The sequence below is a fragment of the Nostoc piscinale CENA21 genome, assembly GCF_001298445.1.
Classification (GTDB): Bacteria; Cyanobacteriota; Cyanobacteriia; order Cyanobacteriales; family Nostocaceae; genus Nostoc_B; species Nostoc_B piscinale_A.
The window spans coordinates 5,010,715-5,034,230 of sequence record NZ_CP012036.1 but is presented as its reverse complement, the minus strand read 5'-3'; the positions used below and the strand labels follow the sequence as shown (position 1 = coordinate 5,034,230).

Genomic DNA, 23,516 nt, shown 5'->3' with positions numbered 1-23,516 from the left:
CTTAGTTTAGCGATCGCAGTCATGAAAAATGCCAAATTTCCTCCTTTCTTCTCTCTGGCCTCCTTAATTGTTTCCATCGGGGTAATATTATTAGCTGGCCGAGCCATAGCCCAGAATAGCGTTTTGCGTTCTATGCTTTCTTGTCAAGCACAAGGTTTAAGTGGTGTAGAACCAACTATTACCGTATCCTATGTGCAAGGTACAAATTTAAGCTTTTTACCGGCTGGTGAAACAATTAAAAAAGTCTGGTTAAATGATCCATCACAAGTAACCATAGACTTTGATGGGCCAGTTTGTACCCAGTTCGGACAAAATCAAAATTTTAATTCTGGAGATTGTAAAAACTCCGCCGCCAACGTCATTCAACTGCGACGCATTCCCAAATTAAAAAATTCCCGGACTTCCCAACACAGATAAAACACTGTTAACCATCATTACTGAAGCACAAGGCAAAAGTAAGCTTTATACATTTCGAGTGCTGTACACAGATTCTGACCCTGGGTATCATACCTTGGCAATTTATGGTGATGAAGCCACCACCGATAATAAATCGCCTTGTCTCAGATATCCACGCTAAAACAGCAAGTTAATGATATGGAGGCCAGACACTGGTCAAAATCTAGCCTCTAGCCCCTAACCTCTTTCTTCCTACTATGGTTTAGGCTCCGCAGGCGCAGACTCAGATGATGGTCGAGAACGGCGCAGCGCATTTCTCAACCTACTAGCACTATCGGATGTAGTTGCAGAATCTGGACGACGGCGGCGACGCAATCTTGGGGCGTTATTTTCACCACTGGATGTTGTTGCTTGACTCGGACGTGATGCTGGTGCAGCAGTGTTGGTACGTGGGCGTAATCGACGGCGTAACGGAGTACTTTCAGATGTAGCTGCTGCTTCTGTGATTGTTCTTCTTTCTGGAGGAACATCAACAATAGTTCCAGAAGTTAAACGTCGCCTACGTCTGGGAGTTTCGCTAGTTGTACTTTGATTAGCAGTGGCTGTTGGTTGATTTCTTTGTTCGGCTTCTCTAGCTTGTCTTTGTCGCTTACGTTCTTGGGCTTCTCGATATCTCCGGGAGCCACGAATCGCATAGTCGGTAGAAATTGATACGCCTTGTCTACCACTTTCACTTGGCTTCAATTTCCAATCACGGGCTTGTCTTAGATGGGCTTCATCTAACTCCCTATTACCACTAGAACGAGTTAATCTAACGTTAGTTACATTCCCTTTGGCATCAGTATCAACGGCAACTTCTACCTTGCCTTCAATACCTCTGCGTCTGGCTTGTTCGGGATACTTATTATCGCACTGACGACAGGCGGCACGGCCATTACCGCTACTACGATTAGCTGGTGCTGCAATTTTAGCTGGCCTTGGTGCTACCGCTACAGGATCACTAGTACCAGTGCCAGTACCAGTACCGATGCCAGTGCCAGTACCTGTGCCTGTGCCACTACCATTACCGTTACCAATTCCAGTGCCTGTACCAGTGCCACTTCCAGTACCTGTGCCTGTGCCTGTGCCACTACCATTACCGTTACCGATGCCAGTACCTGTACCACTGCCACTACCAACACCTACACCTATACCACTACCACTCCCAGTTAAAATTCCCGTACCACCACTCGATCCTGAACTGCCACCGTTATTAGTACTGGTTGATTCAGACGTAGCACTAGAACCAGAACCACCACCAGTGCCTGGAGATGTCTGATTAGTTTTGACAGTGGTTGAAGGTTTACCTGATTGGATAGTTTGTCTGGGTTGCTGTTGAACAGGCTGAATTTGAGGCTTTTCAACAAATTTTTGGACTGGAGCAATTGCTACTGACTGTTGTTGAGGAATAACAGGCGACCTTTCAGGAATTCGAGTTTCAGGCTGAGATACAACTTGCTGAGGTGGTTCCTTTTTTTCTTCTATCAGAGCTTTTTCTATTTCTGGTTCTGGAGTAGCTGGAGCATCTACGATCGCTAATTCTATCGGTTCTTTATCATCAGCGGGTAATCTTGTCAAAAAGTTGCCTATCCCAGAACCCAGCAATGCAACATGCAACGCCAGAGAACCCACCAAACTGTAACCCAGAACAAACTTCAGAGCTTGAGCTTCTTTAGAACGTTGCTCAATAGCAATGCTGGAAAAGCTCATAGTTATTGCCACCTATTATCACTAAACTCTGTCATCTTATAACGACCCTTTACAAATATCAAGCTGGAAATTAGACTTTTCTAGAGAATAAGGGAATAAAACAGGAATCTGTTTCCTGCTCCCAATTCTCTGTTATCCGTTAATTAAGATTAAGATACTTTTGAGAAAAAGTTTCATTTGAATCAGAAAAATAAACCTGCCCTAAAGTGTTAAGAGCAGGCCAAGGAATTTGTATCAGGAATTCCGTGGGATAGTATTCTTCAACAATTATTCTCCGTTTTGCATGATCCGTTGATAATTCTTTACTTGCAAATCTATGCCGGTGATTGCAGTACCAACGACAACAGCATAAGCACCTAAATTTAAAGCGTGACGTGCCATTTGCGGTGAAGAAATTCCACCTTCACAAATTACCGGAATCTTTAACTCCTCTAGCATTTGCGTTAGCAGTTCCCAACTAGGCGGAGAATCATTATTAGTCTTGGGAGTATAGCCATAAAGAGTTGTCGCCACTATATCTGCACCAGCACCAGCAGCAGCTTTGGCGGCTTCAATTGTATCAACATCAGCAATCACTGGTTTGTCTAATTCCTGATGTATGTGGCTGATGATCTCTGCGACTGTCTCACCACCAGGACGATGCCTAGTTGTAGCATCGATCGCAATTATATCGGCTCCAGCCACAGCTACAGCCACAGCATGATGAAACTGGGGTGTAATGTATACATCATATTTAGGAATGACTTGTTTCCATAACCCAATAATCGGTACTTGCACTCGCTCTCTTACCGCACGGATATGAGTTGGAGTATCTATGCGTACCCCAACAGCACCATTATTAACCGCAGCCTGCGCCATTGCAGCAATAATAGTTGGTTCATATAGCGGTGAATCAACAGGCGCTTGGCAAGATACAATCAGTCCGTTTTTTAAGGTATGAATTAAGTGGTCATTGGTCATTAGAGATAGAACTACTGTATATACAATCTCAATTATTCAAGTTGCTGTCTGAGAGATGGAGACATAATCATTAGCCCTCTGACAACTTCTTCAGGCGTAGCTGTGCCATCAACTACTTTTGGCATAATTTTCATCAATTCTAAAGCTAAATGGGTAGGAATCCCCCTAGCTTCTAATCGCCTCAATTCTAAAATATCAATGCCTGCGGCCAATCCATCTAAATATTCTTCTACACTTACACCTAAGTCTTCAATTTCTGCCATAGTATGATTTTTATTTGTGTTTGACTTTTATATTCACATTGATTACATATAGCAACCCTAAATAATTCCAAATCTATCTCTCTCTTGTCTCCCTTATAACAGAAGGCAGGAGGCAGGAGGAAAAAAAGTCTTACTATTCCTGGCATTCAAGCTTTTAAATTGTCTCTGTGGTTGATCTCGAATAGGATTACTATAGTTATCTCACGATGCTATGACTCAGCACTGAGAACTTTCGTGGACTGTGGAGGTATCCAGACAGTAAAGATAGAGCCGATACCCACAGTCGATTCTACTTCAATTCGACCACGATGCAGTTCGACAAGTTGTTTAGTTAAAGCTAAACCAAGTCCGGTACCTTCATAACGGCGACGATAAGGTGTATCTAGCTGCTGAAATTTCTCAAACATTAATGGTAATTGCTCTTCTGAAATCCCAATTCCTGTATCTTCAACTTGAAAAACAGCAGTATTATCTTCTACCCAAATTCTGAGGGTGACACTACCACCTTCTGGTGTAAATTTAATGGCATTGGTTAACAAATTCCATAAAATCTGTTCGATACGCTCGGCATCAGCACTAAAGATATCGCGTCGGGGATCAATTTGTAAATCGAGTTTGAGCGTAACTTGTTGGTTATTAGCTTTATCAATTAAGGCGGAAATAGCACTTTCTGCTATCTTTGCTAAAGAGAACTCATTAATATTTAAAACTGTTTTCCCAGCCTCGATTTGTGATAAATCCAGGATGTCATTAATCATTTCTAATAAATGTTCGCCACTGTCGTGGATGGTTTGCAAATAATCGCGCTGTCGTTGACTCAATTCCCCTATCGGCCAACGTAACAAAGTAGAAGACATCCCAATTACATAAGTTAACGGTGTTAGTAATTCATGGCTAATGGTGGCAAGAAATTCGTTACGTAAACGGCTTGCAGCTTCAGCGGCTAATAAAGCATCTCGTAAAGCCATTGTGCGCTCTAATACCCGTTGTTCGAGAGTTTGTTTTTCTTGAGTGAGCGATCGCATTAACTCTGATTGATGAATAGCGATCGCTAATTGTTCAGCAATGGAAGAAAGTAAATTGCGCTCATTTTCATTCCACTGGCGCGGAATATCACACTGATGAGCAATTAACAGTCCCCAAAGTTTTTCCTCAAACATAATTGGGGCTGCTAACTTTGCCCTAACACGATTAGCGCGGAGAAAATTCAACAAACACTCTTCCAACGCATAAGTTTTTTCCACATCTTCTACTACTAAGGTAAAACCTTGGCGATACTTATCCCAACAAGGAGAATGGCGAGTAAAGCAATTTGTCTCTTGGGAATGTAACACTGAAGGAATCTCATCCGTCGCCTTGACTTCATAAACGATACAACCACCATACTTTTGCCAGTCTGGGATGAGGGTTGGAGCAGGACTTTGCCCATTGTCTGTGGAGTTTTGGGTATTGACCCTTGACCCTGCAAATTTATATATTACTAACCTGTCTAACTTCAAAAACTCGCGCACTTGGGCGATCGCAGTTGCCATAATCACTGGCAAATCTAAACTTTTGCGAATCTGAGTCGTAACTTGATTTAACAATCGCTCTTGGGAAATTTGTTTTTGTAAAGCAATTTCAATCGCTTGACAAAAATTTCCAGACGGACTTGTATTCAGAGATTCTGCTACCGCCTGATTCTTTTGAGGTAGCAGATATTCTAATAACAACAGCGTGAATTGACTTTGGAGGGTAGCATCATTAGGACGGAGAATTTGACTGTAGTAGTCAAGATTTTGATAAGTCTCGGAATCATTAGCAAACAAACCCTTCAAGTTGCTAACAAAGGAGGCGATCGCCTCTGAATTAAACGTCAGCCGAGTGCTGAGGAGCCACTGCGTTGCGGAGGTTCCCTCCGTTGTAGCAAGTGGCGTTGCTGAGTGCTGAGTGCTGAGTGAGGAGTGGGGATTTTCTTGTGCTTGCTGCTCCTCCTGCGTCAAAATGCCTAGTAATAGCGCACTAAACTGCTCTGAAACCACCAAAGTGAATCTTTGACTTTGCCATTCTTCAGATATGACAATTCTTGCCAGCACAGCTTCTGTTAGCACTAGCATAGAAGTCTCCACAGATTGAGCCATTTGCTGTAATAATTCCCCAAGTTGATTAAATACAACTAAAGGCAAATTTTGAGAAAAGCTCAAATCAGGTGAACTAAGCATTTTCAAAGTCTAGTGAGAAGGGTTGAAGAACCAGTTTATGGGAGAGCGTAAGCTCTGGTTTAGCAACTGGCTGTGCTAGGCTGAAATGTTCTTTAATCGTGTTCTAACCAACAGTTTAAGACGGTAAGGCGGGATCATGCACCGAATAAATGCTAAATCAGTCGGATGGAATCAGTCAGAAAGTTTAATGTTTTTAGAACAAACTCCCGCACCGTTTGTATTTATTACGGCTGCGGATACTGACATTCAAACTTTGGCAGCAGCAGTTACCAAATTACCGACAAATTTTCCTGCATTAAGAGTCGCTAACTTATTGCAGTTACAACAACAAATCACTATTGATACATACAGCGAGCAAGTTTTGGAACTCGCCAAGGTAATTATTTTACGTCTTTTAGGCGGACGTGCATATTGGGGTTACGGTTTAGAAGTGGTGCAGGAAATTGTACAACGTAACGGTACAACCTTAATTGTAATGCCAGGGGATGACGCGCTTGACCCAGAATTAGTTGCTCAATCTACTGTACCTGTAGAGATTGTTAACCAAGTATGGCAATACTTCAATGAAGGCGGTGTTAATAATTTTGCTAATGCTTTGCAATTTATTGCTGACACTTGTTTAGAAACATCCTTTCAACCCCTACCGCCGCAGATTGTTCCTCGTGTGGGTTTGTATGAGTGGGGAGATGAGGGGGATAAGGAAGATGAGGGAGACAGGGGGGACAAGGGGGACAAGGGGGAAGAAAATCAATTATTCTCGATTCCCGATTCCCCCAAAGTGGGTATTTTGTTCTACCGCGCTCATTATTTGGCGGGAAATACTCAGGTGATTGATGCTTTGTGTGCAGCTTTAGCGCACACAAACTTACAACCAGTGCCAGTGTTTGTTTCTTCGTTACGTGACCCCAGTGTACAAGATGAATTGAGTGAAATTTTTCAACCAAAAGATGCTGAACAAATTGCCATCTTGTTGAATACTACTAGTTTTTCTCTGGCGCGTTTAGACACAGAAGCACCCGAAACAGAGATTTGGCAAAAATTAGATGTGCCAGTTTTACAAGTAATTCTCAGTGGTGGTTCGGTGGAGCAGTGGGAGTCGCTGTCCCAAGGTTTGTCTCCCCGTGATATTGCGATGAATGTGGCACTACCAGAGGTAGACGGCAGAATTATTAGCCGTGCGGTATCTTTTAAAGCTTTGCAAACACGCAATTCCGACTTAGAAACAGATGTCATCGTTTATGAACCAGTGAGCGATCGCATTGATTTTGTCGCTCAACTCGCTGCTAACTGGGTACGCCTCAGAGCTAAACCACCCCAAGAACGGCGCATTGCCCTAATTTTGGCTAACTACCCGAATCGTGATGGTCGCCTTGCCAATGGTGTTGGCTTAGATACCCCAGCTAGTTGCGTAGAAATTCTCAATGCCCTACAAATTGATGGGTATGCAGTAGATAATTTACCCAAAGATGGTAACGAATTAATCCAACGCCTTACAGATGGCGTAACCAATGACCCCGAAGCCAGAGAATTGCGCCCAATTCAGCAAAGCCTCTCAATTGAAGCATATCAGGAATATTTCGCCTCATTACCAGAATCAGTTAAACAAGGTATTAATGAACGTTGGGGAGTCGGAAGTGGGGAAAATATACCGATTCCCGGAATTCAACTCGGCAACATTTTCGTAGGTATTCAACCAGCGCGGGGTTATGATATTGACCCTAGTTTGAATTATCACGCCCCAGATTTAGAACCAACCCACACTTATTTAGCTTTTTATTACTGGGTAAGGGAATGCTTTGGTGCGGATGCTGTGGTACATCTGGGCAAACATGGCAACCTCGAATGGCTACCAGGGAAAAGCTTGGCTTTATCCAGCGATTGTTATCCCGAAGTTGCTCTTGGTGCTATGCCTCACCTCTACCCGTTTATTGTCAACGATCCGGGTGAAGGTTCCCAAGCCAAACGCCGCGCCCAAGCTGTAATTATCGACCACCTCACACCACCAATGACTCGTGCAGAATTGTATGGAGCATTGCAACAGTTAGAAAACTTAATTGATGAATTTTACGAAGCCGAAAGTCTCGACCCCTCAAGATTACCAGCCATCCGCGATCGCATCCGCGAATTAGTAATCAAAGAAAACCTCCACCTCGACTTAGGACTAGAAAACAAAGAAGCCATCTTCAACTTTGAACTATCAATATTAAACTCATTAGATGGCTATCTATGCGAACTCAAAGAAGCCCAAATCCGTGACGGCTTGCATATATTTGGGCAATGTCCCCAAGATAAACAACTACGCGACTTAATAGTTGCGATCGCCCGTATTCCCAACCGCCATTCCATCGGCATCACCCGCGCCCTGTCCCAAGCCTGGGGATTAGATATAGACCCCCTCACCGACGAATTTAGCGCCTTATTCACCCTCCCTTTATCTCACTCCGCGCCTCCACACCTCTGCGCGAAACTTAACTCCTGTCGCACCATCGGCGATGTAGTCGAACTCCTAGAACAACAAGCAGCCGAACTAGTAGAACAACTTCCCAGCCTCCCCCCTTCCCCCCTCTCCACAACCCTAGATTGGATAAAAGCAAAACTCCTCCCCGCCCTTCAACAAACCCCCGCAGAAATCACCAACTTACTACATGGACTTGATGGCGGATACGTCCCCAGTGGTGCTTCCGGCGCACCCACACGCGGCAGACCGGAAGTTTTACCTACGGGGAAAAACTTTTACTCAGTAGATATCCGCGCCTTACCCACCGAAACAGCCTGGGATGTCGGCAGAAAAGCCGCAGAAAACTTAATCGAAACTTATACACAAGAGCATGGTGAGTATCCTAAAACACTGGGCTTATCTTTGTGGGGAACAGCAACCATGCGGACTGGTGGTGATGACATTGCCGAAGCTTTAGCCTTGTTGGGTGTGCGTCCTGTGTGGGACGGTGCAGCGCGGCGAGTCATCGATTTTGAAATTTTACCCTTGTCAATTTTGGGTCGTCCGCGTGTCGATGTTACCTTAAGAATTTCTGGATTTTTCCGTGATGCGTTCCCCAATCTGATTGACTTATTTGAACAAGCAGTCACAGCAGTTGCCGCTTTAGATGAATCTCCAGAAGAAAATCCCTTAGCAGTGCAAGTGCAGCAAGATACAGAGTATTGGATGACACAAGGATTACCAGAATCAGAGGCAAACTTGCGATCGCGCTATCGCATTTTCGGTTCTCAACCCGGTGCTTACGGTGCAGGACTCCAAGGTTTAATTGAATCGCAAAATTGGACTGATGACCAAGATTTAGCCCGCGCCTACATCAACTGGAGTTGTTACGCTTACAGCAGCATTACTACCAATCAAGAAAAGGGCAAACTCACCGGAATTGCAGCACCTGAAGTATTTCAGCAACGTTTACAACAAATGCAAATTGTCCTGCACAACCAAGACAACCGCGAACATGATTTGCTCGATTCTGATGATTACTATCAATTTCAAGGTGGTTTAACGGTTGCTGCCCGTTCTTTGCAAGGCAAGAGTCCGCAAATTTATTTCGGTGATCATTCTATTCCCGCTAATCCCCGCATCCGCAAACTTCAAGCAGAAATTGCGCGGGTATATCGTTCTCGTGTCATTAATCCTAAGTGGATTGCCGGAGTCATGCGCCACGGTTATAAAGGTGCTTTTGAAATGTCAGCAACTGTTGATTTTTTATTCGCCTATGATGCCACGACCAAATGCGTAGAAGACTATATGTATCAAGGGATAGCGGAGTCTTATTTATTTGATACTACCGTTTCCGAATTTATTCAGTACAATAATCCTCATGCGTTGCGTGATATTGCTGAAAGATTACTTGAAGCACACCAGCGTGGTTTATGGGAAAATATCGACATACTGACACTAGAAAATTTAAGAAATTTAGTACATCAAGCAGAAGCAGCAATCGAAGAAAAATATATTCCAGACAAATCAACGGTGTAGGAATCTACTATGGACAACCTTGCATATTTGCACCTCGCTTTCGCCTATGAAGACTGTGAATCCAGTGATTTGGTGTTGCTGAGTGATTTATTAAACAAAGCTTCAGCCCCAGACTGGAGTAAACTTTCTGGTAAGGCTTGGAAGTATATGTTACCTCTGGCACTTACCTTGTCTATTCTCGGTAGTATCAATGGTGTCTTGGCTCTAGAAAGAGGAGATCAAGGCCCTTCTGTGAGAAGTCTGCAACAAAAACTCCAACAAGCAGGCTTTTATCAAGCGCCCATAACGCAAGTTTACGATTTCCCTACAGAAGAAGCTGTTCGACGCTTCCAAAAAGCTGCGGGTTTACCTGTTGATGGCGTGATGGGAGCAAGTGCGATACAAAAACTAGACAACTGGCGTAAGTCATCTGCAACTAACCAAGCTAAAAAACCAACGGTTGTGCGTACAACTCAAACCACAAAAGTTGCGGCTGCTAGTACATCTAGTACATCAGTAAACAAAACCACCACCCAAGCTACCAAACGTAGCAATTCTCAATATCTCATGAGAGGTGATGAAGGGGAACAAGTGAGAGTTCTGCAAGAAAAATTGCGGGTAGCAGGTTACTACTACGGCAATGCTACAGGTATATTTGGCCCAATTACCGAAGAATCGGTGAAGAGGTTCCAAGAAGCCTATAAACTAAATGTTGATGGGATTGTTGGCCCAGCAACCCTCAGCAAACTGCCAGGGAGCGGTGTAGGTTATGGTGAAGATGCTCCCCCAAGAAGAGTCGCTGATAAAGATAATCTTCGCATGGGCGATCGCGGTGAAGCCGTGAGAATGCTGCAAGAACAATTAATTAAAGCAGGATATTTACAGGGAGAACCAAACGGTTACTTTGGTTCTTACACTTCCGAGGCTGTACGCCGCTTCCAAGCTGATAATTACTTAGCCGCAAGTGGAATTGCTGGCCCTACCACCAGAGCTAGGTTATACAGTAAGGTGAGTAATGCACCCAAGAGTGACTTTAGTGTTTTAGAAATTCAACGACGGCTACGAGATAAGGGCTTTTATAAAGGAAAGCTAAATGGTGTTATGGCAGAAGACACAAGAAAAGCCATTAAACAAGCCCAAGAATTTTACGGTGTCAGTCTCAGTGATATTAGAAGCGGACGTTTTTAACATCCGCTTTGGCTTGTCGATGTGAATCCCCAATAGGTTGCTTCCCTCCGATAACTCTGCCAATTTCAGATTTTTTTGGTCTATCACCCATTGAGTCTTAGATTGGCTAATTTATCAATCCAAAATCCAAAATTTAAAATCCAAAATTCTTTGGTTATCCTGCCCCAATGCTACAGCGGCATTAATGCTCTTTGGCACTTGGGGCATACTGCATGAATGGTCATTTGACAGTCGAGTAAATGAAACCCTTCTTTTTGAGCAGTTTTCGCACCAATTTTTAAAATCGAATCGTTTTTAAACTCAATTGTACTGTTGCACCGGACACAAATTAAATGATGGTGATGGTGAGGGTAAGGTTGGTTGATTTCGTAATGTTTATGACCTTCACCTAATTCTAATTCCCGCAAAATTCCCATCCGTGCCATCAGTTTCAACGTCCGGTAGATAGTTGAAAGGCTGATGCCTTCGCCATCGGTTTCTAATCGATGGTAAAGATCCTCGGCACTGAGGTGTTCACCTTGTGGTAACTCTTGAAAAATGTGTAAAATTGTTTCGCGTTGGGGAGTTAAACGCCAGCCTCTTTCATTTAACTCTGCTTTGAGTGAAGTAGTTGTGTAGACAGTCATACTAATTTTTCTCAACAAAGCCTATTAGTTGAGAATATAACAAATGTTCGGAGCAATTTGCAACAAACAATGCTTATTGACAATATTTGTTAAGTTCCCATAAATAATCCGTAAAGTTCTCAAATCCCCAATTGAGCAGCGAGCCCATTCTCTAGGACAATTCGGCAGCAATGTATGGCAGCATAGCCAAGACTAGCTGCAAAAGTTTTTCATAAACTAGCGAATTTTCAGCACTAAAACCCAAATCAACTGTGCTAAAACGGAAGAATCCAACGTCAACAATCTATGGAAGTGTAAAGGATGAAGGATAAAACTTCATCTTCATACCTTACACTTCACACACTTTACACTTCATACATCAATTAGCTCAGAGACTCTAAATAGTCGCGGATCAGGTTACGGCGTTTGGGTTGGCGCAGTTTTTGCAAGGCTTTCGATTCAATTTGGCGTACTCGTTCCCGTGATAAATCCAGGGCGCGGCCAATTTCGGCTAAAGAATAAGGATGACCATCAGCTAAACCAAACCGCATCAGAATTACATCTCGTTCGCGGCTAGTTAAATCAGCTAAGAGATTTTGCAAGTCTCTTTGTAAAGATTCTCGCATTAACATTTCTTCAGGAGTCACGCTATCTGTTTCTAGCAGTTCTCCTAACTCAGTATCTTTATCTTTACCAACTTTGGTTTCTAAAGAAACAGAACGCGGCACTCTTAACAATACTTCTCTAACTTGAGATGGTGTCATTTCTAATTCAATTGCCAAATCTTCTAAAGTCGGAGTCCGACCTTTTTCTTGAGCAATTTTACGTTGCGCTTTTTTAATTTTGTTTAATTTTTCTGTAATATGAACTGGGAGGCGAATTGTGCGACTAGAAGTTGCGATCGCTCTTGTAATCCCTTGCCGAATCCACCAGTAAGCATAAGTACTAAAGCGATAACCTTTAGTGGGGTCAAATTTTTCTACGGCTCTTTCTAAACCAAGAGTTCCTTCTTGGACTAAATCTAATAATTCCAAACCACGATTTTGGTATTTCTTGGCAACAGAAACCACAAGACGCAAGTTGGCCTTGATCATGTGTTCTTTAGATTGCAGTCCTTGAGATTGAATTTGCTCCAATTCTTCGACTGTGATTTTGGCAATTTCAGCCCAACGGCGTTTACCTTCTGACAAAATCGGCTTGAGATCCGACACTTGCACACCAGCAGTATTAGCCCATCTTTCTAAAGAAGGACGGTGGCCAAGTTCCGATGCTAAACGCTCTTGAACTTCAATTAATCGCAAATAAGGCTCAACTAAAGCATCACCTTGCTTGACAGCATTGGCAAGTACTGTCCGCATCCGTAGATAACGTTGAACTTTTTGAGCTTCTGAAACTTCTTCATCACGCCCCAACAACCGGACTCGTCCAATTTCCTGAAGATATAGACGTACCAGGTCTGTACTGCGGCGATTAGTATTTGCGCCAAAACTAGCAGGATCAACAGAAACTATCTCCAAATCGTGAAGCTCTTCGACCGATAAATCACCGTCGTCAACCGTGATATCTGGGTCTAAAACCTGGCGGGACTTTTGGGAATTGTAGGCGGCATCCGGGTAAAAAGATGTTGCTGGCATATCGTCTCAATGGCTCCAGGTAACAATAGATTACGGTGAGTCAGCGCGGCAGGAGGAAGTATCTCCGTAGGCGACTGCGTTCCCCGAAGGGTCAGCTAATCAAAATCAACTGTTGCTATTGTTCCCGTGATTCACGATGAAATAACACGGTAGAGGATTCCAATACAATTTTTTTTCAAAAACTGCACTAGTGTTTCCAACATTAATGCCGAAATCCTTCGGCCGTTGAACATTTGATTGAACCAATAGCTATTCAAATCTACAGATAAGCTTTAAATTCTGAGCTACCTAATCAGCATTTAACGTAATAAGTATTAAATGTTACTTTTTTAACTGGTATAAACATCTGTCAGTAAATTTATGTTTAACATTGGGTTAGTCATATCTACATGGTTATCAAAGTAATTTCCTGACGATTTAGTATTTTCTGTCTAAGGATTTTTCGGGAAATTGTGAAGTAAAACAAAGGCAGAGTTTAGACAGGCAAAGTAGGCAACCGAGGAAAAAGTAATGATGAATGGCCTTTTATACCATTCAAGTTGCTACACCAATTTTGGGCGATCGCACCCTGGACATTATTCTTATATTTAATGTAGCCGCCTCAACTCGCTACCAAACTCGGTTGAGTATTATCTGTAATTGATAGCTGAAACCATCGTCTAATTCAGCAGAGCTTCATACTCGTCATGATTACCAATCCAGAACCAATAATAATCGTCACCCTTCTTCAAAGCTAATGCGCGATAACCACCACTAATACGCGCAGACCACAGATTCTTGTCTACTTTTTTGAAGTGTAAAGAAGGATGCACAGGATTTTCTTGCCAAAGTTGATATGCTTTTCTTGCTTGTTCCTTCACTTCTGGAGCTAATTTTGCATACGCTTGCCAAAAGTCAGGGGTTGTGAAGGACTTCATCAAGATCCCTCACTCTGTTAGCCATAATATCCTCCTCTGCTTTAGCAATCAGCTTGTCCAACTTTCCTGACACTACATCTGTTTCAATTTGCTGATCCCACATCTCATCCAAATACTCTTGTAGCCACACAGAGAGTTGACGGATATCACTTTCAGGTAATTGTTTGATGGCTGCTTCAATGTCTCGCAAGGTAGCCATAAGAAAAACTCATACTTTAGGTTGAATTTATGGTATCATAGTTATACAGAATTTTTAGGTAGAGTTTTTACTGCCCATTGCGCTGTGGTTTATCAACGTGAACCTGGCTCCACGAACTTTGAAATTGATTTGAAGTTACTTTTAAAAAAATTTCTTTCAGCAATCTTTACTTCTTGTCCACGATCAGTAACTAATTCCTCGCAAGTAAGAAAGTTAACTATCCTAGCAGCAAGTATTTTGAAGGAAGAATAATCACCTTCAGGATAAGCAAACCAACTAATTCCTTGTCTTTCCCACATTGTTCGGCGAAGCACTTGAAACCCTTCACGAAACCTTTCAATGGTTTCGGTAATCGAATTATTAAGTGTATACTGACATGACAATTTTAGAAGCAAAGCTTCCAGATCCCCTTCAAGCTTGAGTAATTCACCAAGAAGTTCCTGTTCGTGCTGCAACCAAGCTTGATATGCTTCATTATTGCTTTCATCTGGCTTTCTTGATAGATGAAGATTCCAAGTTTTTGCAATTGCAAACCATTTTCCATAAATTAATTGGAAAGTATGCACCGCCTCAAGTACACTCTCGCGGCGCTTCTGGCGAAGATTCCATGCTACGCTGATACGTGTACCAAACTGCCATGCAAGCAAAAGACCTATAAGTGTAGGAATAAAACCAATAAGAGCCTTAATCAGCTCTTGATTTACAGTATCCATAAAGCGAAGACAAGAGAATACGTTCAAATATTTCCATCATCTGAGATTTTTAGATTAAAGTGAAACTCTGGCTTAATATCCCGTAGCATCAATTCATCAAGTGCTTGTTGGGGAGTCACTTCACCCTGTAGTAAGCGATAAACTTGCTCAGTAATTGGCATATAAATATTTTGCTGCTTGGCTAATTGCATTAGAACTTGGCAAGTGTTAACTCCCTCGGCGGTTCCTGGCAAATTAGCAAGGATATTTGTCAGGGTTTGACCAATAGCCATTTGATAGCCTACTTGGTAGTTACGGCTCAAAGGACTATTGCAGGTGGCTAACAAATCTCCCAGACCTGACAAACCATAAAAAGTTTCCGTTTTCGCACCTAAAAAATTGCCGATGCGAACCATTTCTGTGAGTCCACGGGTGACTAAAGCCGCTTTGGCATTGGTTCCTAATTGTAAGCCATCGCAGACACCAGCTGCGATCGCCATCACATTCTTGAGTGTTCCCCCTAATTCCACACCCAGGGGGTCGGGATTTGTATAAACTCGGAAACGCGGTGCAGAAAATATTAACTGCACTTTTTCCGCCGCAGTGGTGATGTTGCTGGCCACTACCGTTGCAGCTGGTAATGATTTTTGAATTTCTGCTGATAAATTTGGGCCAGATAATACAACTACTGGATGATTAGGAAATGCAGCTTGCCAAATTTGCGTCGGCGTAGCAGTCGTTTGTGGTTCTAAGCCTTTGGTTGCTGTGACAAAAATTGTTTCTGGTGAAAGGGGACAAGATTGTACTTGCAAAGCAACATCTCTTACCCCTTTCATCGAGATAGCAGATAGCACTATGTGAACATCTTGGAGAACAGCTTCTAGTGTTTCTGTGCCATGACGCGACCATAGTTTAACTTTGTGACCATTGGCCGCTGCTAGATTTGCTAAAGCTGTACCCCAAGCGCCTGCACCTAAAATTGCAATGGTAGTTTCTTGCACCACTTTTATCAGTTATCAGTTATCAGTTATCAAGTCTACTCCGTGTTTACTGATGACTGATAACTGAGTTATCAGCACTCAGCATTCGTCGAGGATAACGTTCCATTAATTCCCGGACTTGTTCTGCATGGTATGAGCTTCTGGTTAAGGGAGAAGAAACGACTTGTAAAAATCCGAGTTCTTCTCCAAAAGCTTGCCATGCGGCGAATTGTTCTGGAGTAATGAACGCATTGACTTGCAAATGTTTTTGACTAGGTTGGAGATATTGCCCAATTGTCAAAATATCACAATCCACTGCGCGTAAGTCTTGCATAACTTGGCGAATTTCGCTATCGGTTTCGCCAAGTCCTACCATGATTCCAGATTTAGTGTAGACCCAAGGTGCTATTTGCCGCGATCGCTGCAATAATTCCAGTGTGCGATCGTAATTTCCTTGGGGGCGCACCCGACGATACAGGCGAGGCACAGTTTCTGTATTATGGTTAACTACTTCTGGATTAGCTTGTAAAATTATTGCCAAAGCATTCCAGTTACCACATAAATCAGGAATTAATACCTCAATTGTGGTGTGAGGTGATACATTCCGCACCGCCGTAATACACTCCACAAACTGCGAAGCACCACCATCAGGTAAATCATCTCGGTTAACAGAAGTAATCACCACATGATTCAGCCTCATACGGCGGACGGCTTCGGCTAATCTGGCTGGTTCTGTAGGGTCTAAAGGTTTTGGTTTTTTCTCAAAATCAATGTCACAGTAAGGACAAGCACGGGTACAAGCTGGCCCCATAATTAAAAAAAGTTGCAGTACCGGCATTGAAGCACTCACCAATATTGGGACAGGATGCTTCCTCGCAAACTGTATTTAGTGCTAAATCCCGCAAAATTTCTTTAACGTTACCAACGCGCTCCCATTGAGGCGCTTTAACTCGCAACCAGTCTGGCTTTGTCATAAGTATGTTAAATCAACAGTTTCCGCCTAATATGTCTCTAAAATGCTCATTTAATGCTCAAAACAGCAATATTCGGCATTTAAGTTTTACTTTTGAGCATTATTCTGCACCCAAATCAAAAGTTTAATAAATACTCAAAACATCTCAACAGTGAACACCAAGCCTACTAGAAGCTAGAGCAAGTCAAGTCGTGAGGGTCTAACTATTTTAATCCCATCTCACAGTGAAAAAAAGACTTATTAATAAAAAAAGCGAGCATTTTTACTTTCTCAGGACTTACGCAAACTTATGAAGAAACTAACAGCAAAGGACATAAAGAAAACGAAGTTACTAGAGTTTTAGAAAGTTATTGCATAAGTTCTATTTATTTAAATTTTTTTAAATCACTGCTCAATTATCTTTTCAATTGGCACTGAAAACAAAGCTTAACAAAATCCCAGTCACCTTATCGATTGGAGGAATGTTGTACTCTGCTAGAGCAATCGTGATGGTTTGAGATTCTAATTTGAGAAACTTCCAGCGATCGCGTGACATAATTGCACCGTAAATTATAGGTATTAAGGGTTTATTGATAATTTCTGTTAAAAATTGACTAGCAGTTATAGATTGAGTATCCTGGAAAAATCAAAAGGTTTAATTACCGTAGTCCCAAAATCTTTTTTAAAATTTTTGGGTGTAAAGTCACTGTAAGGCATAAATTAATTCTTAATATGCTTTGTTGTATTTCTATGTTAAAACTTGAGGGCTTTGCCTCTTAACACAGACAAAGCCTCGGCATAATTAACAAATAACCACAACTTAGAACGTTACATTATATTTATCAGCAAGTTCAGATAGTTTTTCATACTGCTGAATAGCGGCTTCTGTGATTAACTGTTTCGCTTCTTCTGGCGTTGTGCCATTTGCAGGAATTAAATACTTCACATAAAGGGCGATAAAATCAGCCATAATTGCCGAACCAATCAAACCATGACTATCAGCTTCTTGACCAGCCATTGTTGCAACTAAACTTGCTTTGATTGGGTCTGGTTTCTCTTTAATAAACTGATCAATTAGTTGCCAAATATACTCGTTTGGTATGAGATTTGCTAACTTGGTTTGGTCAGGAGTAAATTCTATACCTGCGGCTTTTGACTGCTCTAAAACACACCATTCTGTAAATTCTTGTAGTGCTGTTTCGGGAAGTTTGGGAAGATATTTGTGTAGTTCTAAATCAGACACAAGCTTACCTTATAGATTTCAGGTTTGTTGAAGTGTAATAAGGCAAGACTAACCCACTACTTCTATTGGTTTTAGTATGTTATGCTACGACTGTAGAATAATATAGTAGACGAATAAACTTAGGTATGCTAGATACAGCCTATTTAAGCTGAGAAACATCTAAAATCCAAAATCAGCCCTAAACAAAGGTCTTTCATCGCCATTTGTCATTTGTATTCTAAAGAGCAATGCGGTTCAGTTAAGCATTTCTCTCTTGTCTCTGCATTGCGCCAGTGAGAAATTTTGCTAACCCACCTAACGCACTGGCTTCTCTTTGATTTGTTACAGCGTTTTACAGTAAAAGTAGATCAGGAATAAAGGCGGGGCTGTACCTCACGGACAAATGACAGCCTAAACCTTAGTCACTTCTGGTTTAATTTGCCTTAGCTTCTACGCAAGTCCGGTGAAGAAAGGCTTTCAAGGATCTGTTAGATTGAGATAGACAATTGATAAATATATGTATTACAATAAGACTACAATCCAAATTAAGTATTGAGCAAATCTTTTATGCGCTTAAAAAGATGGGAATCTCCCCGCCGAGAAGGGAGAAACGATAAAGGTAAAGGCGGTTCAGCAAGAAAGCGACAACTTAAAAAACAAAGGCAGATGCTGAGACAACGCTTAAAAGAAAATAACCAATCAGACAACAAAAATAATAATAAAAAAGGGGGAGATTTTTTCTCCCCTCTTTTTTTGGCTAATTCTTTTAATTGGAGCTAATAAGATATTATGAACCCCCCACAAATTAATAAGAATATAGGTGGTTCTTGATTGAATACTTGTTCCACTTAAATTGATTAGGGCGATCAGTCAGAGAAATTTGCTCACACCGATTTAATATTTTCGTGGATTAATATACTAACTTAGTGTTGACTTGACCTTTGAGAATTTAGGTTAAATTACATAGCAGAAGGCAGTGAGGAAAAGTCTTACTATGCCTGGAGTTAAAGTTTTCAAATTGTCCTAACATATCTGACTACTGCTATACCTTATGAGAATTATTTTTGATAAAAAAAAAAATTATAAATCTATACTGATATGTCTATTAATTCAAATATATATGCTTTTATTAACTCCTCTTTTAGGGAGATGACAAGTGAAAATTTTTCTGAAAATAGATACATCTACGTAAGAGTAATCAAGTAGTAATGTAATGTTTGGATGAACTAATCCCGGAAAAAACATAAAGTAAATATAAAGTTTGCAATCTTACTGTAATAAACTTTCGTTAAACAAGTAAGCTAATTTACGGTTATGATTGTTTTGAATAAGATTCAGCAAACAGTAAAATTGCTGAAAAACTGTGAAAAATAAATGTGTGTTCTTGTAAGAATGCTACAAGCTCAGAAAAAGTCAAGATTCATCTAATTGGCTTATTTAGACATAAAGGTTGCTCTAGGTAATCTGTTGCTATTTATCTTTGACACAAGGAGTGAGCTATGGTAGCAGAAGTTTTACTACCTACTCAAAAAGTGCTTGATTTCCCTATTACTGCCTTACGCTTTGAGGATCAAATACAAACAATTATAGAATGGGCGATCGCTCACCAAAGTAGAACTGTATATGTAGCGAATGTACACATGCTCATAGAAGCGCATTGGAATCCTGAGTTTGCCAAAATATTGAAAAATTCAGATATGGTAACACCTGATGGTATGCCATTAGTCTGGATGATGCGCCGAATGGGATCTCCTTACCAAGATCGTGTAGCAGGTATGGATATTTTTGTGGAAACATGTCAATACGCCCAAACCCATAATTTAAGTGTTTTCTTTGTTGGTTCGCAAACTGAAATTCTGGGGAGAATGCAGGCCAGGTTAGAACAAGAATTTCCCCAACTAAAAATAGCTGGAATGGAACCCCTACCCTTCCGCCCACTAACAGAAACTGAAGATGAAGTTTTAATCAATAAAATTAATTCCAGTGGGGCTGGTGTAGTTTGGGTATCTTTGGGTTGTCCAAAACAAGAAAAATGGATAGCGCAACATAAAGGTAAAATTCGCGCAGTCATGATCGGAGTAGGCGGCGTTTTCCCTGTGTATGCTGGCATTCACAAGCGTGCGCCACGTATGATGCGAGACTTAGGTCTAGAATGGCTATATCGCTGGCTTCAAGAACCGCGACGACTATGGCGGCGCTACACAACAACAATTCCTGTATTCATCTGGCTGGCGGCTAAACAGTTATTGTTATCTAGTCGTATTGCTGGGGTTTTCCTAAAAACTACAGTGGAATAAACAGCATTTGGTCAATTTGAGTTTAGATGGTTGTTCAAAACTCATACTATAGACTAACAATATTGAATTCAAAATAGCGTTCAATTGCACTGAGCAAATTTTGAATATGACTGCATACTTATCTTGATTCCTAGTGAAAATTTCTCATATTGAGAGACCACCTGTCCTCAGTGTGAGTATCAATATAAATCTGGGAGCAAGTTTTCACAGTCCTAAATCAAGGATTTATTAATTATCAATCAAGATAAGATGCTTGCCTGTTCAAATAGCCAGTTGCAGTGAAAAAATTATAATAGATATTTTTATACCATGCGTAGGTAAAGCCTGTAATGGAACCACCAAATCAAACATCAAATTTACGGCATAAAGCAGTTAAAGGTGTACTGTGGTCTGCAATTGAAAGTTGGGGAAAACAGGCTGTTTCCTTTGGGGTGTTTTTCTTACTAGCCCGATTACTAGGGCCACAAGCATTCGGGTTAGTGGCTTTATCTGGGATATTTTTAAACTTTTTACAAATTTTTGTAGATCAAGGATTTTCCACAGCAATTGTTCAGCGCCACGACTTAGAACCAGAGCATTTAGATACTGCTTTTTGGACTAACTTAGGAGTGAGCATATTACTTGCTACTTTGAGTGTTGCCTGTTCTGGTTTAGTTGCCTTCTTCTTTAAGGAGCCTAAAATTGTACCAATTATTTGCTGGCTATCTTTAAACTTTGTACTTAATGGTCTTAGCAGTGTACAACAAGCCCTTCTACAACGCTCCCTGGCTTTCAAAAGTTTAGCTATACGTTCCTTGATAGCTGTGGTAGTTGGTGGTATTGTCGGCATAATTTTAGCATTTTTAGGTTTTGGTGTTTGGAGTTTAGTTGGTCAGTATTTAGCTAATAGTGTGGCTCAGGTCATCGCTTTATGGTGGGTTAGCGATTGGCGACCTAGATTTAGATTTTCCCAAAAGCACTTCAAAGAATTATTTGCATTTGGGATTAATGTAACAGGTATTAATCTACTGAATTTTGTGAATCAAAACTCTGATAATTTGCTAATCGGTTATTTCCTCGATTCTGTTGCTCTTGGTTATTACTCGGTGGCTTATCGAATTTTTATGATAGTCACTCAGTTAATGATTTCCGTGATTCAAAAAATAGCAATGCCTGTCTTTTCTCGCTTGCAACAAGAACCAGAAAAGATGCGAAAAGCATTTTATAACGCAATTAGTTTTACTAGTCTTTTGGCGTTTCCAGTCTTTATAGGTATTTCAATTTTATCACCTGATTTAATAGTGACTGTTTTTGGAGAAAAGTGGAAAACGAGTGTACCAGTCTTGCAGCTACTAACTCTAGTTGGCCCCTTGTATGCTGGTTTTTATTACAATGGTACAGTCATTATGGCTATGGGCAAACCTAGTTGGAATTTAGCACTGTATTGTATTCAGGCAATTGGAAACTTTACTTGCTTTTTGATAGCAGTTCGTTGGGGAATAGTAGCAGTAGCAGCATCTTATGTTTTTCGTGCTTATATTATGTCTCCCATACCCATATTTGTATTGAAAAAATTAATTAACATTAAATTAACAACTTACTTGCAGCAATATTTCACTCCATTAGTGGCAACTCTAGCAATGGTCGCTGGTATTTTAGGGATTAAAAGTTTGTTTAATTTAAGTATCAGAAATTTATTCGGTTTCCCAGATATAGTTAATTCTTACGCTTTACTTGCCCTTTGTATAGTAGGTGGGTTTTTGATATATACAGGAACTATTACACTAATTGCACCGCAACATTTACAACAGATAAGAAATCTCCTGAGTTCATTATTTCCGAAGATGAGTTTAAAAAAATAAATGGTTGTTGATTAGCCAAGAGGAGAATTTAATTAATGTTAGGCAGTACATCAAAAAATCAAGAAATATCCAAACTATTAGAAACTGTAGTAGACGGTGGTTATTGTATAGGTTGTGGTGCTTGTGCTGCTGTAGTTGATTCTCCAATTAAGATGAAACTAGATGAGTATGGCAAGCTGTGTGCCACTCTTAGTGAGCCAGTAGTTCAAACCTCTCATCAGATTTCGTTGGGAAAAGTTTGTCCTTTTTCAAATGAAGGATTAAATGAAGATCAGATTGCGGAGGAAATATTCGGCAAAGATTGTCAATATCACAACCAAATTGGCTACTATCTGACAACCTATGCAGGTTTTGTCAGCGAAAGTGATTTCCGTAAACTTGGTAGTTCAGGTGGTATGGGTAATTGGATTGTTACTCAACTTCTGAGTGAGGGATTAGTTGATGGAGTTATTCATGTTAAGCCTTGTACTCCTTCGCCAACAGATCCCAGATTATTCAAATACCAAATATCTAAAACTATAGAAGAGGTACGTAACGGAGCAAAATCACGATATTACCCAATTGAAATCTCGGAAGTTATACAAATGCTGCGAGAGCAGCCTGGGCGTTATGTAATAGTTGGTATTCCATGTTTTATTAAAGCTATTCGGCTGCTGATGAAGCAAGATCCAATAATTGCTGAACGGATAAAATTTTGTGTAGGGTTAATTTGCGGACATTTAAAAAGTATTCATTTTGCACAAATGTTTGCTTGGCAAGGTGGAATCAAACCAGGTGATCTTTTAGAGTTTGACTTCCGATATAAGCTTGCTGATAGAGGCGCTAATCAATATGGGATGAAAGCTGTTGGGTTAAAAGATGGTGAAGTGATTGAATGTATTAGTCCGGTGCGTGATTTATACGGTTGGGACTGGGGACATGGTTTTTTTAAATATAAAGCCTGTGAGTATTGTGATGATGTAATTGCGGAAGCAGCAGATATAGTTGTTGGTGATGCTTGGCTACCTGAATATGTTAATGATAGTCAAGGCACAAATGTAGTTGTTGTTCGTAATATAGTAATCCAAAAATTAATTGAACAAGGAATAACAGCAGGTAATCTACATCTTAATGCCATCACAGCAGATAAAGTCGCAAAATCGCAAGCTTCGGGATTAAACCATCGCAGGGAAGGTTTAGCCTATCGTTTATATTTGGCGGACAAACGTGGTGAATGGCGACCAAATAAGCGGGTTAAAGCGCAAATCAGCCATTTAAGTAGACAACTGCAAAAACGACAAGAACTGAGGATGAAATTAGGCGAAGAGAGCCACATTGCTTTTCAAAAAGCCATAAAAGCTGGACAGTTTTCTGTGTTCCCAAAAAGTATGAATTTTTTAGTGTTGCAATATCAACTGACTTACCCATCTACTGTTTTATGGAAGCAATTTATCCAAAAGTGTAAAAAAATTTATTAAAAGCTTAT

General features: G+C 40.9%; 19 protein-coding genes and 2 pseudogenes. 8 read left to right on the top strand and 13 right to left on the bottom strand.

Going from position 1 to position 23,516, the window contains the following annotated elements; translation table 11 throughout:
• The first annotated feature begins 21 nt into the window (after positions 1–21).
• Positions 22–577 (top strand): annotated as a pseudogene (locus ACX27_RS21505) (hypothetical protein).
• A gap of 74 nt (positions 578–651) precedes the next feature.
• Here ACX27_RS21505 and ACX27_RS21500 read toward each other — a convergent pair.
• The 4 genes from ACX27_RS21500 to ACX27_RS21485 form a co-directional block, all read right to left on the bottom strand.
• Positions 652–2,145, bottom strand: coding sequence for an energy transducer TonB (locus ACX27_RS21500; RefSeq protein ID WP_062295382.1), 1,494 nt, complete (start codon positions 2,143–2,145; stop codon positions 652–654).
• A gap of 267 nt (positions 2,146–2,412) precedes the next feature.
• Positions 2,413–3,105, bottom strand: coding sequence for an N-acetylmannosamine-6-phosphate 2-epimerase (locus ACX27_RS21495; RefSeq protein WP_062295380.1), 693 nt, complete (start codon positions 3,103–3,105; stop codon positions 2,413–2,415).
• A 32-nt stretch (positions 3,106–3,137) separates the two neighbouring features.
• A complete protein-coding gene (locus ACX27_RS21490; RefSeq protein ID WP_062295378.1) occupies positions 3,138–3,368 on the bottom strand; it encodes a hypothetical protein in 231 nt (76 codons plus the stop codon).
• A 209-nt stretch (positions 3,369–3,577) separates the two neighbouring features.
• The gene (locus tag ACX27_RS21485; protein WP_062295376.1) at positions 3,578–5,569 is read right to left on the bottom strand and encodes a GAF domain-containing sensor histidine kinase; all 1,992 of its coding nucleotides are present in this window, start codon (positions 5,567–5,569) and stop codon (positions 3,578–3,580) included.
• Positions 5,570–5,705: 136 nt separating this feature from the next.
• Here ACX27_RS21485 and cobN point away from each other — a divergent pair, with 136 nt between their 5' ends.
• Positions 5,706–9,545: a cobaltochelatase subunit CobN gene (cobN, locus tag ACX27_RS21480; protein ID WP_062295374.1), complete on the top strand. Its 3,840-nt coding sequence runs from the start codon at positions 5,706–5,708 to the stop codon at positions 9,543–9,545.
• 9 nt (positions 9,546–9,554) lie between these two features.
• Complete coding sequence (locus ACX27_RS21475) at positions 9,555–10,712, top strand: peptidoglycan-binding domain-containing protein (protein ID WP_062295372.1); 1,158 nt, start codon at positions 9,555–9,557, stop codon at positions 10,710–10,712.
• A gap of 170 nt (positions 10,713–10,882) precedes the next feature.
• On the opposite strand, the gene ACX27_RS21470 is transcribed toward ACX27_RS21475, so the two are convergent.
• Together ACX27_RS21470 and sigC are read right to left on the bottom strand one after the other, a co-directional pair.
• Positions 10,883–11,338 carry a Fur family transcriptional regulator gene (locus ACX27_RS21470; protein ID WP_062295370.1) on the bottom strand — a complete coding sequence of 152 codons (456 nt, stop codon included), beginning with the start codon at positions 11,336–11,338 and terminating at the stop codon, positions 10,883–10,885.
• Positions 11,339–11,700: 362 nt separating this feature from the next.
• Complete coding sequence (gene sigC, locus ACX27_RS21465; RefSeq protein ID WP_062295368.1) at positions 11,701–12,951, bottom strand: RNA polymerase sigma factor SigC; 1,251 nt, start codon at positions 12,949–12,951, stop codon at positions 11,701–11,703.
• Between the two features lie 517 nt (positions 12,952–13,468).
• Here sigC and ACX27_RS34960 point away from each other — a divergent pair.
• Positions 13,469–13,594: a hypothetical protein gene (locus tag ACX27_RS34960; RefSeq protein WP_256364352.1), complete on the top strand. Its 126-nt coding sequence runs from the start codon at positions 13,469–13,471 to the stop codon at positions 13,592–13,594.
• A 16-nt stretch (positions 13,595–13,610) separates the two neighbouring features.
• On the opposite strand, the gene ACX27_RS21460 is transcribed toward ACX27_RS34960, so the two are convergent.
• From ACX27_RS21460 to ACX27_RS21435, 7 genes and pseudogenes are all read right to left on the bottom strand, one after another.
• On the bottom strand, positions 13,611–13,868 hold the full coding sequence (locus ACX27_RS21460) for a type II toxin-antitoxin system RelE family toxin (protein WP_062295366.1): 258 nt from the start codon (positions 13,866–13,868) through the stop codon (positions 13,611–13,613).
• Positions 13,846–14,067: a hypothetical protein gene (locus ACX27_RS21455; protein WP_062295364.1), complete on the bottom strand. Its 222-nt coding sequence runs from the start codon at positions 14,065–14,067 to the stop codon at positions 13,846–13,848. Before ACX27_RS21455 ends, ACX27_RS21460 begins: the two co-directional genes overlap by 23 nt.
• A gap of 92 nt (positions 14,068–14,159) precedes the next feature.
• Positions 14,160–14,780 (bottom strand): hypothetical protein, encoded by a 621-nt coding sequence (locus ACX27_RS21450; protein WP_062295361.1) that lies wholly within the window; start codon positions 14,778–14,780, stop codon positions 14,160–14,162.
• A 23-nt stretch (positions 14,781–14,803) separates the two neighbouring features.
• On the bottom strand, positions 14,804–15,760 hold the full coding sequence (locus ACX27_RS21445; protein ID WP_062298483.1) for an NAD(P)H-dependent glycerol-3-phosphate dehydrogenase: 957 nt from the start codon (positions 15,758–15,760) through the stop codon (positions 14,804–14,806).
• Between the two features lie 46 nt (positions 15,761–15,806).
• Positions 15,807–16,713: pseudogene (gene lipA / locus ACX27_RS21440) on the bottom strand (lipoyl synthase).
• 402 nt (positions 16,714–17,115) lie between these two features.
• The gene (locus ACX27_RS34955; protein WP_256364351.1) at positions 17,116–17,247 is read right to left on the bottom strand and encodes a hypothetical protein; all 132 of its coding nucleotides are present in this window, start codon (positions 17,245–17,247) and stop codon (positions 17,116–17,118) included.
• Positions 17,248–17,511: 264 nt separating this feature from the next.
• Positions 17,512–17,934, bottom strand: coding sequence for a hypothetical protein (locus ACX27_RS21435; RefSeq protein WP_062295359.1), 423 nt, complete (start codon positions 17,932–17,934; stop codon positions 17,512–17,514).
• 546 nt (positions 17,935–18,480) lie between these two features.
• Between ACX27_RS21435 and ACX27_RS21430 the strand changes: the two genes are divergently transcribed.
• The 4 genes from ACX27_RS21430 (at position 18,481) to ACX27_RS21415 (ending at position 23,508) form a co-directional block, all read left to right on the top strand.
• On the top strand, positions 18,481–18,693 hold the full coding sequence (locus tag ACX27_RS21430) for a hypothetical protein (protein ID WP_062295357.1): 213 nt from the start codon (positions 18,481–18,483) through the stop codon (positions 18,691–18,693).
• A gap of 719 nt (positions 18,694–19,412) precedes the next feature.
• Entirely contained in the window at positions 19,413–20,210 is a 798-nt protein-coding gene (locus ACX27_RS21425) for a WecB/TagA/CpsF family glycosyltransferase (RefSeq protein WP_062295355.1), read from the top strand.
• Between the two features lie 329 nt (positions 20,211–20,539).
• Positions 20,540–22,051, top strand: coding sequence for a lipopolysaccharide biosynthesis protein (locus tag ACX27_RS21420; RefSeq protein WP_062295353.1), 1,512 nt, complete (start codon positions 20,540–20,542; stop codon positions 22,049–22,051).
• A gap of 35 nt (positions 22,052–22,086) precedes the next feature.
• Complete coding sequence (locus ACX27_RS21415) at positions 22,087–23,508, top strand: Coenzyme F420 hydrogenase/dehydrogenase, beta subunit C-terminal domain (protein WP_062295351.1); 1,422 nt, start codon at positions 22,087–22,089, stop codon at positions 23,506–23,508.
• Positions 23,509–23,516: the final 8 nt, after the last annotated feature.

Excerpts from the sequence above, each read along its gene's own strand:
- cobN (WP_062295374.1), top strand. The coding sequence starts at position 5,706 with ATGCACCGAATAAATGCTAAATCAGTCGGATGGAATCAGTCAGAAAGT.
- ACX27_RS21495 (WP_062295380.1), bottom strand. The coding sequence starts at position 3,105 with ATGACCAATGACCACTTAATTCATACCTTAAAAAACGGACTGATTGTA.
- ACX27_RS21415 (WP_062295351.1), top strand. The coding sequence starts at position 22,087 with ATGTTAGGCAGTACATCAAAAAATCAAGAAATATCCAAACTATTAGAA.
- ACX27_RS21450 (WP_062295361.1), bottom strand. The coding sequence starts at position 14,780 with ATGGATACTGTAAATCAAGAGCTGATTAAGGCTCTTATTGGTTTTATT.
- sigC (WP_062295368.1), bottom strand. The coding sequence starts at position 12,951 with ATGCCAGCAACATCTTTTTACCCGGATGCCGCCTACAATTCCCAAAAG.
- ACX27_RS21460 (WP_062295366.1), bottom strand. The coding sequence starts at position 13,868 with ATGAAGTCCTTCACAACCCCTGACTTTTGGCAAGCGTATGCAAAATTA.
- ACX27_RS21425 (WP_062295355.1), top strand. The coding sequence starts at position 19,413 with ATGGTAGCAGAAGTTTTACTACCTACTCAAAAAGTGCTTGATTTCCCT.
- ACX27_RS21490 (WP_062295378.1), bottom strand. The coding sequence starts at position 3,368 with ATGGCAGAAATTGAAGACTTAGGTGTAAGTGTAGAAGAATATTTAGAT.
- ACX27_RS21430 (WP_062295357.1), top strand. The coding sequence starts at position 18,481 with ATGCGCTTAAAAAGATGGGAATCTCCCCGCCGAGAAGGGAGAAACGAT.
- ACX27_RS21475 (WP_062295372.1), top strand. The coding sequence starts at position 9,555 with ATGGACAACCTTGCATATTTGCACCTCGCTTTCGCCTATGAAGACTGT.
- ACX27_RS34960 (WP_256364352.1), top strand. The coding sequence starts at position 13,469 with ATGGCCTTTTATACCATTCAAGTTGCTACACCAATTTTGGGCGATCGC.
- ACX27_RS21500 (WP_062295382.1), bottom strand. The coding sequence starts at position 2,145 with ATGAGCTTTTCCAGCATTGCTATTGAGCAACGTTCTAAAGAAGCTCAA.
- ACX27_RS21420 (WP_062295353.1), top strand. The coding sequence starts at position 20,540 with ATGGAACCACCAAATCAAACATCAAATTTACGGCATAAAGCAGTTAAA.
- ACX27_RS21485 (WP_062295376.1), bottom strand. The coding sequence starts at position 5,569 with ATGCTTAGTTCACCTGATTTGAGCTTTTCTCAAAATTTGCCTTTAGTT.
- ACX27_RS21455 (WP_062295364.1), bottom strand. The coding sequence starts at position 14,067 with ATGGCTACCTTGCGAGACATTGAAGCAGCCATCAAACAATTACCTGAA.
- ACX27_RS34955 (WP_256364351.1), bottom strand. The coding sequence starts at position 17,247 with ATGTCACGCGATCGCTGGAAGTTTCTCAAATTAGAATCTCAAACCATC.
- ACX27_RS21470 (WP_062295370.1), bottom strand. The coding sequence starts at position 11,338 with ATGACTGTCTACACAACTACTTCACTCAAAGCAGAGTTAAATGAAAGA.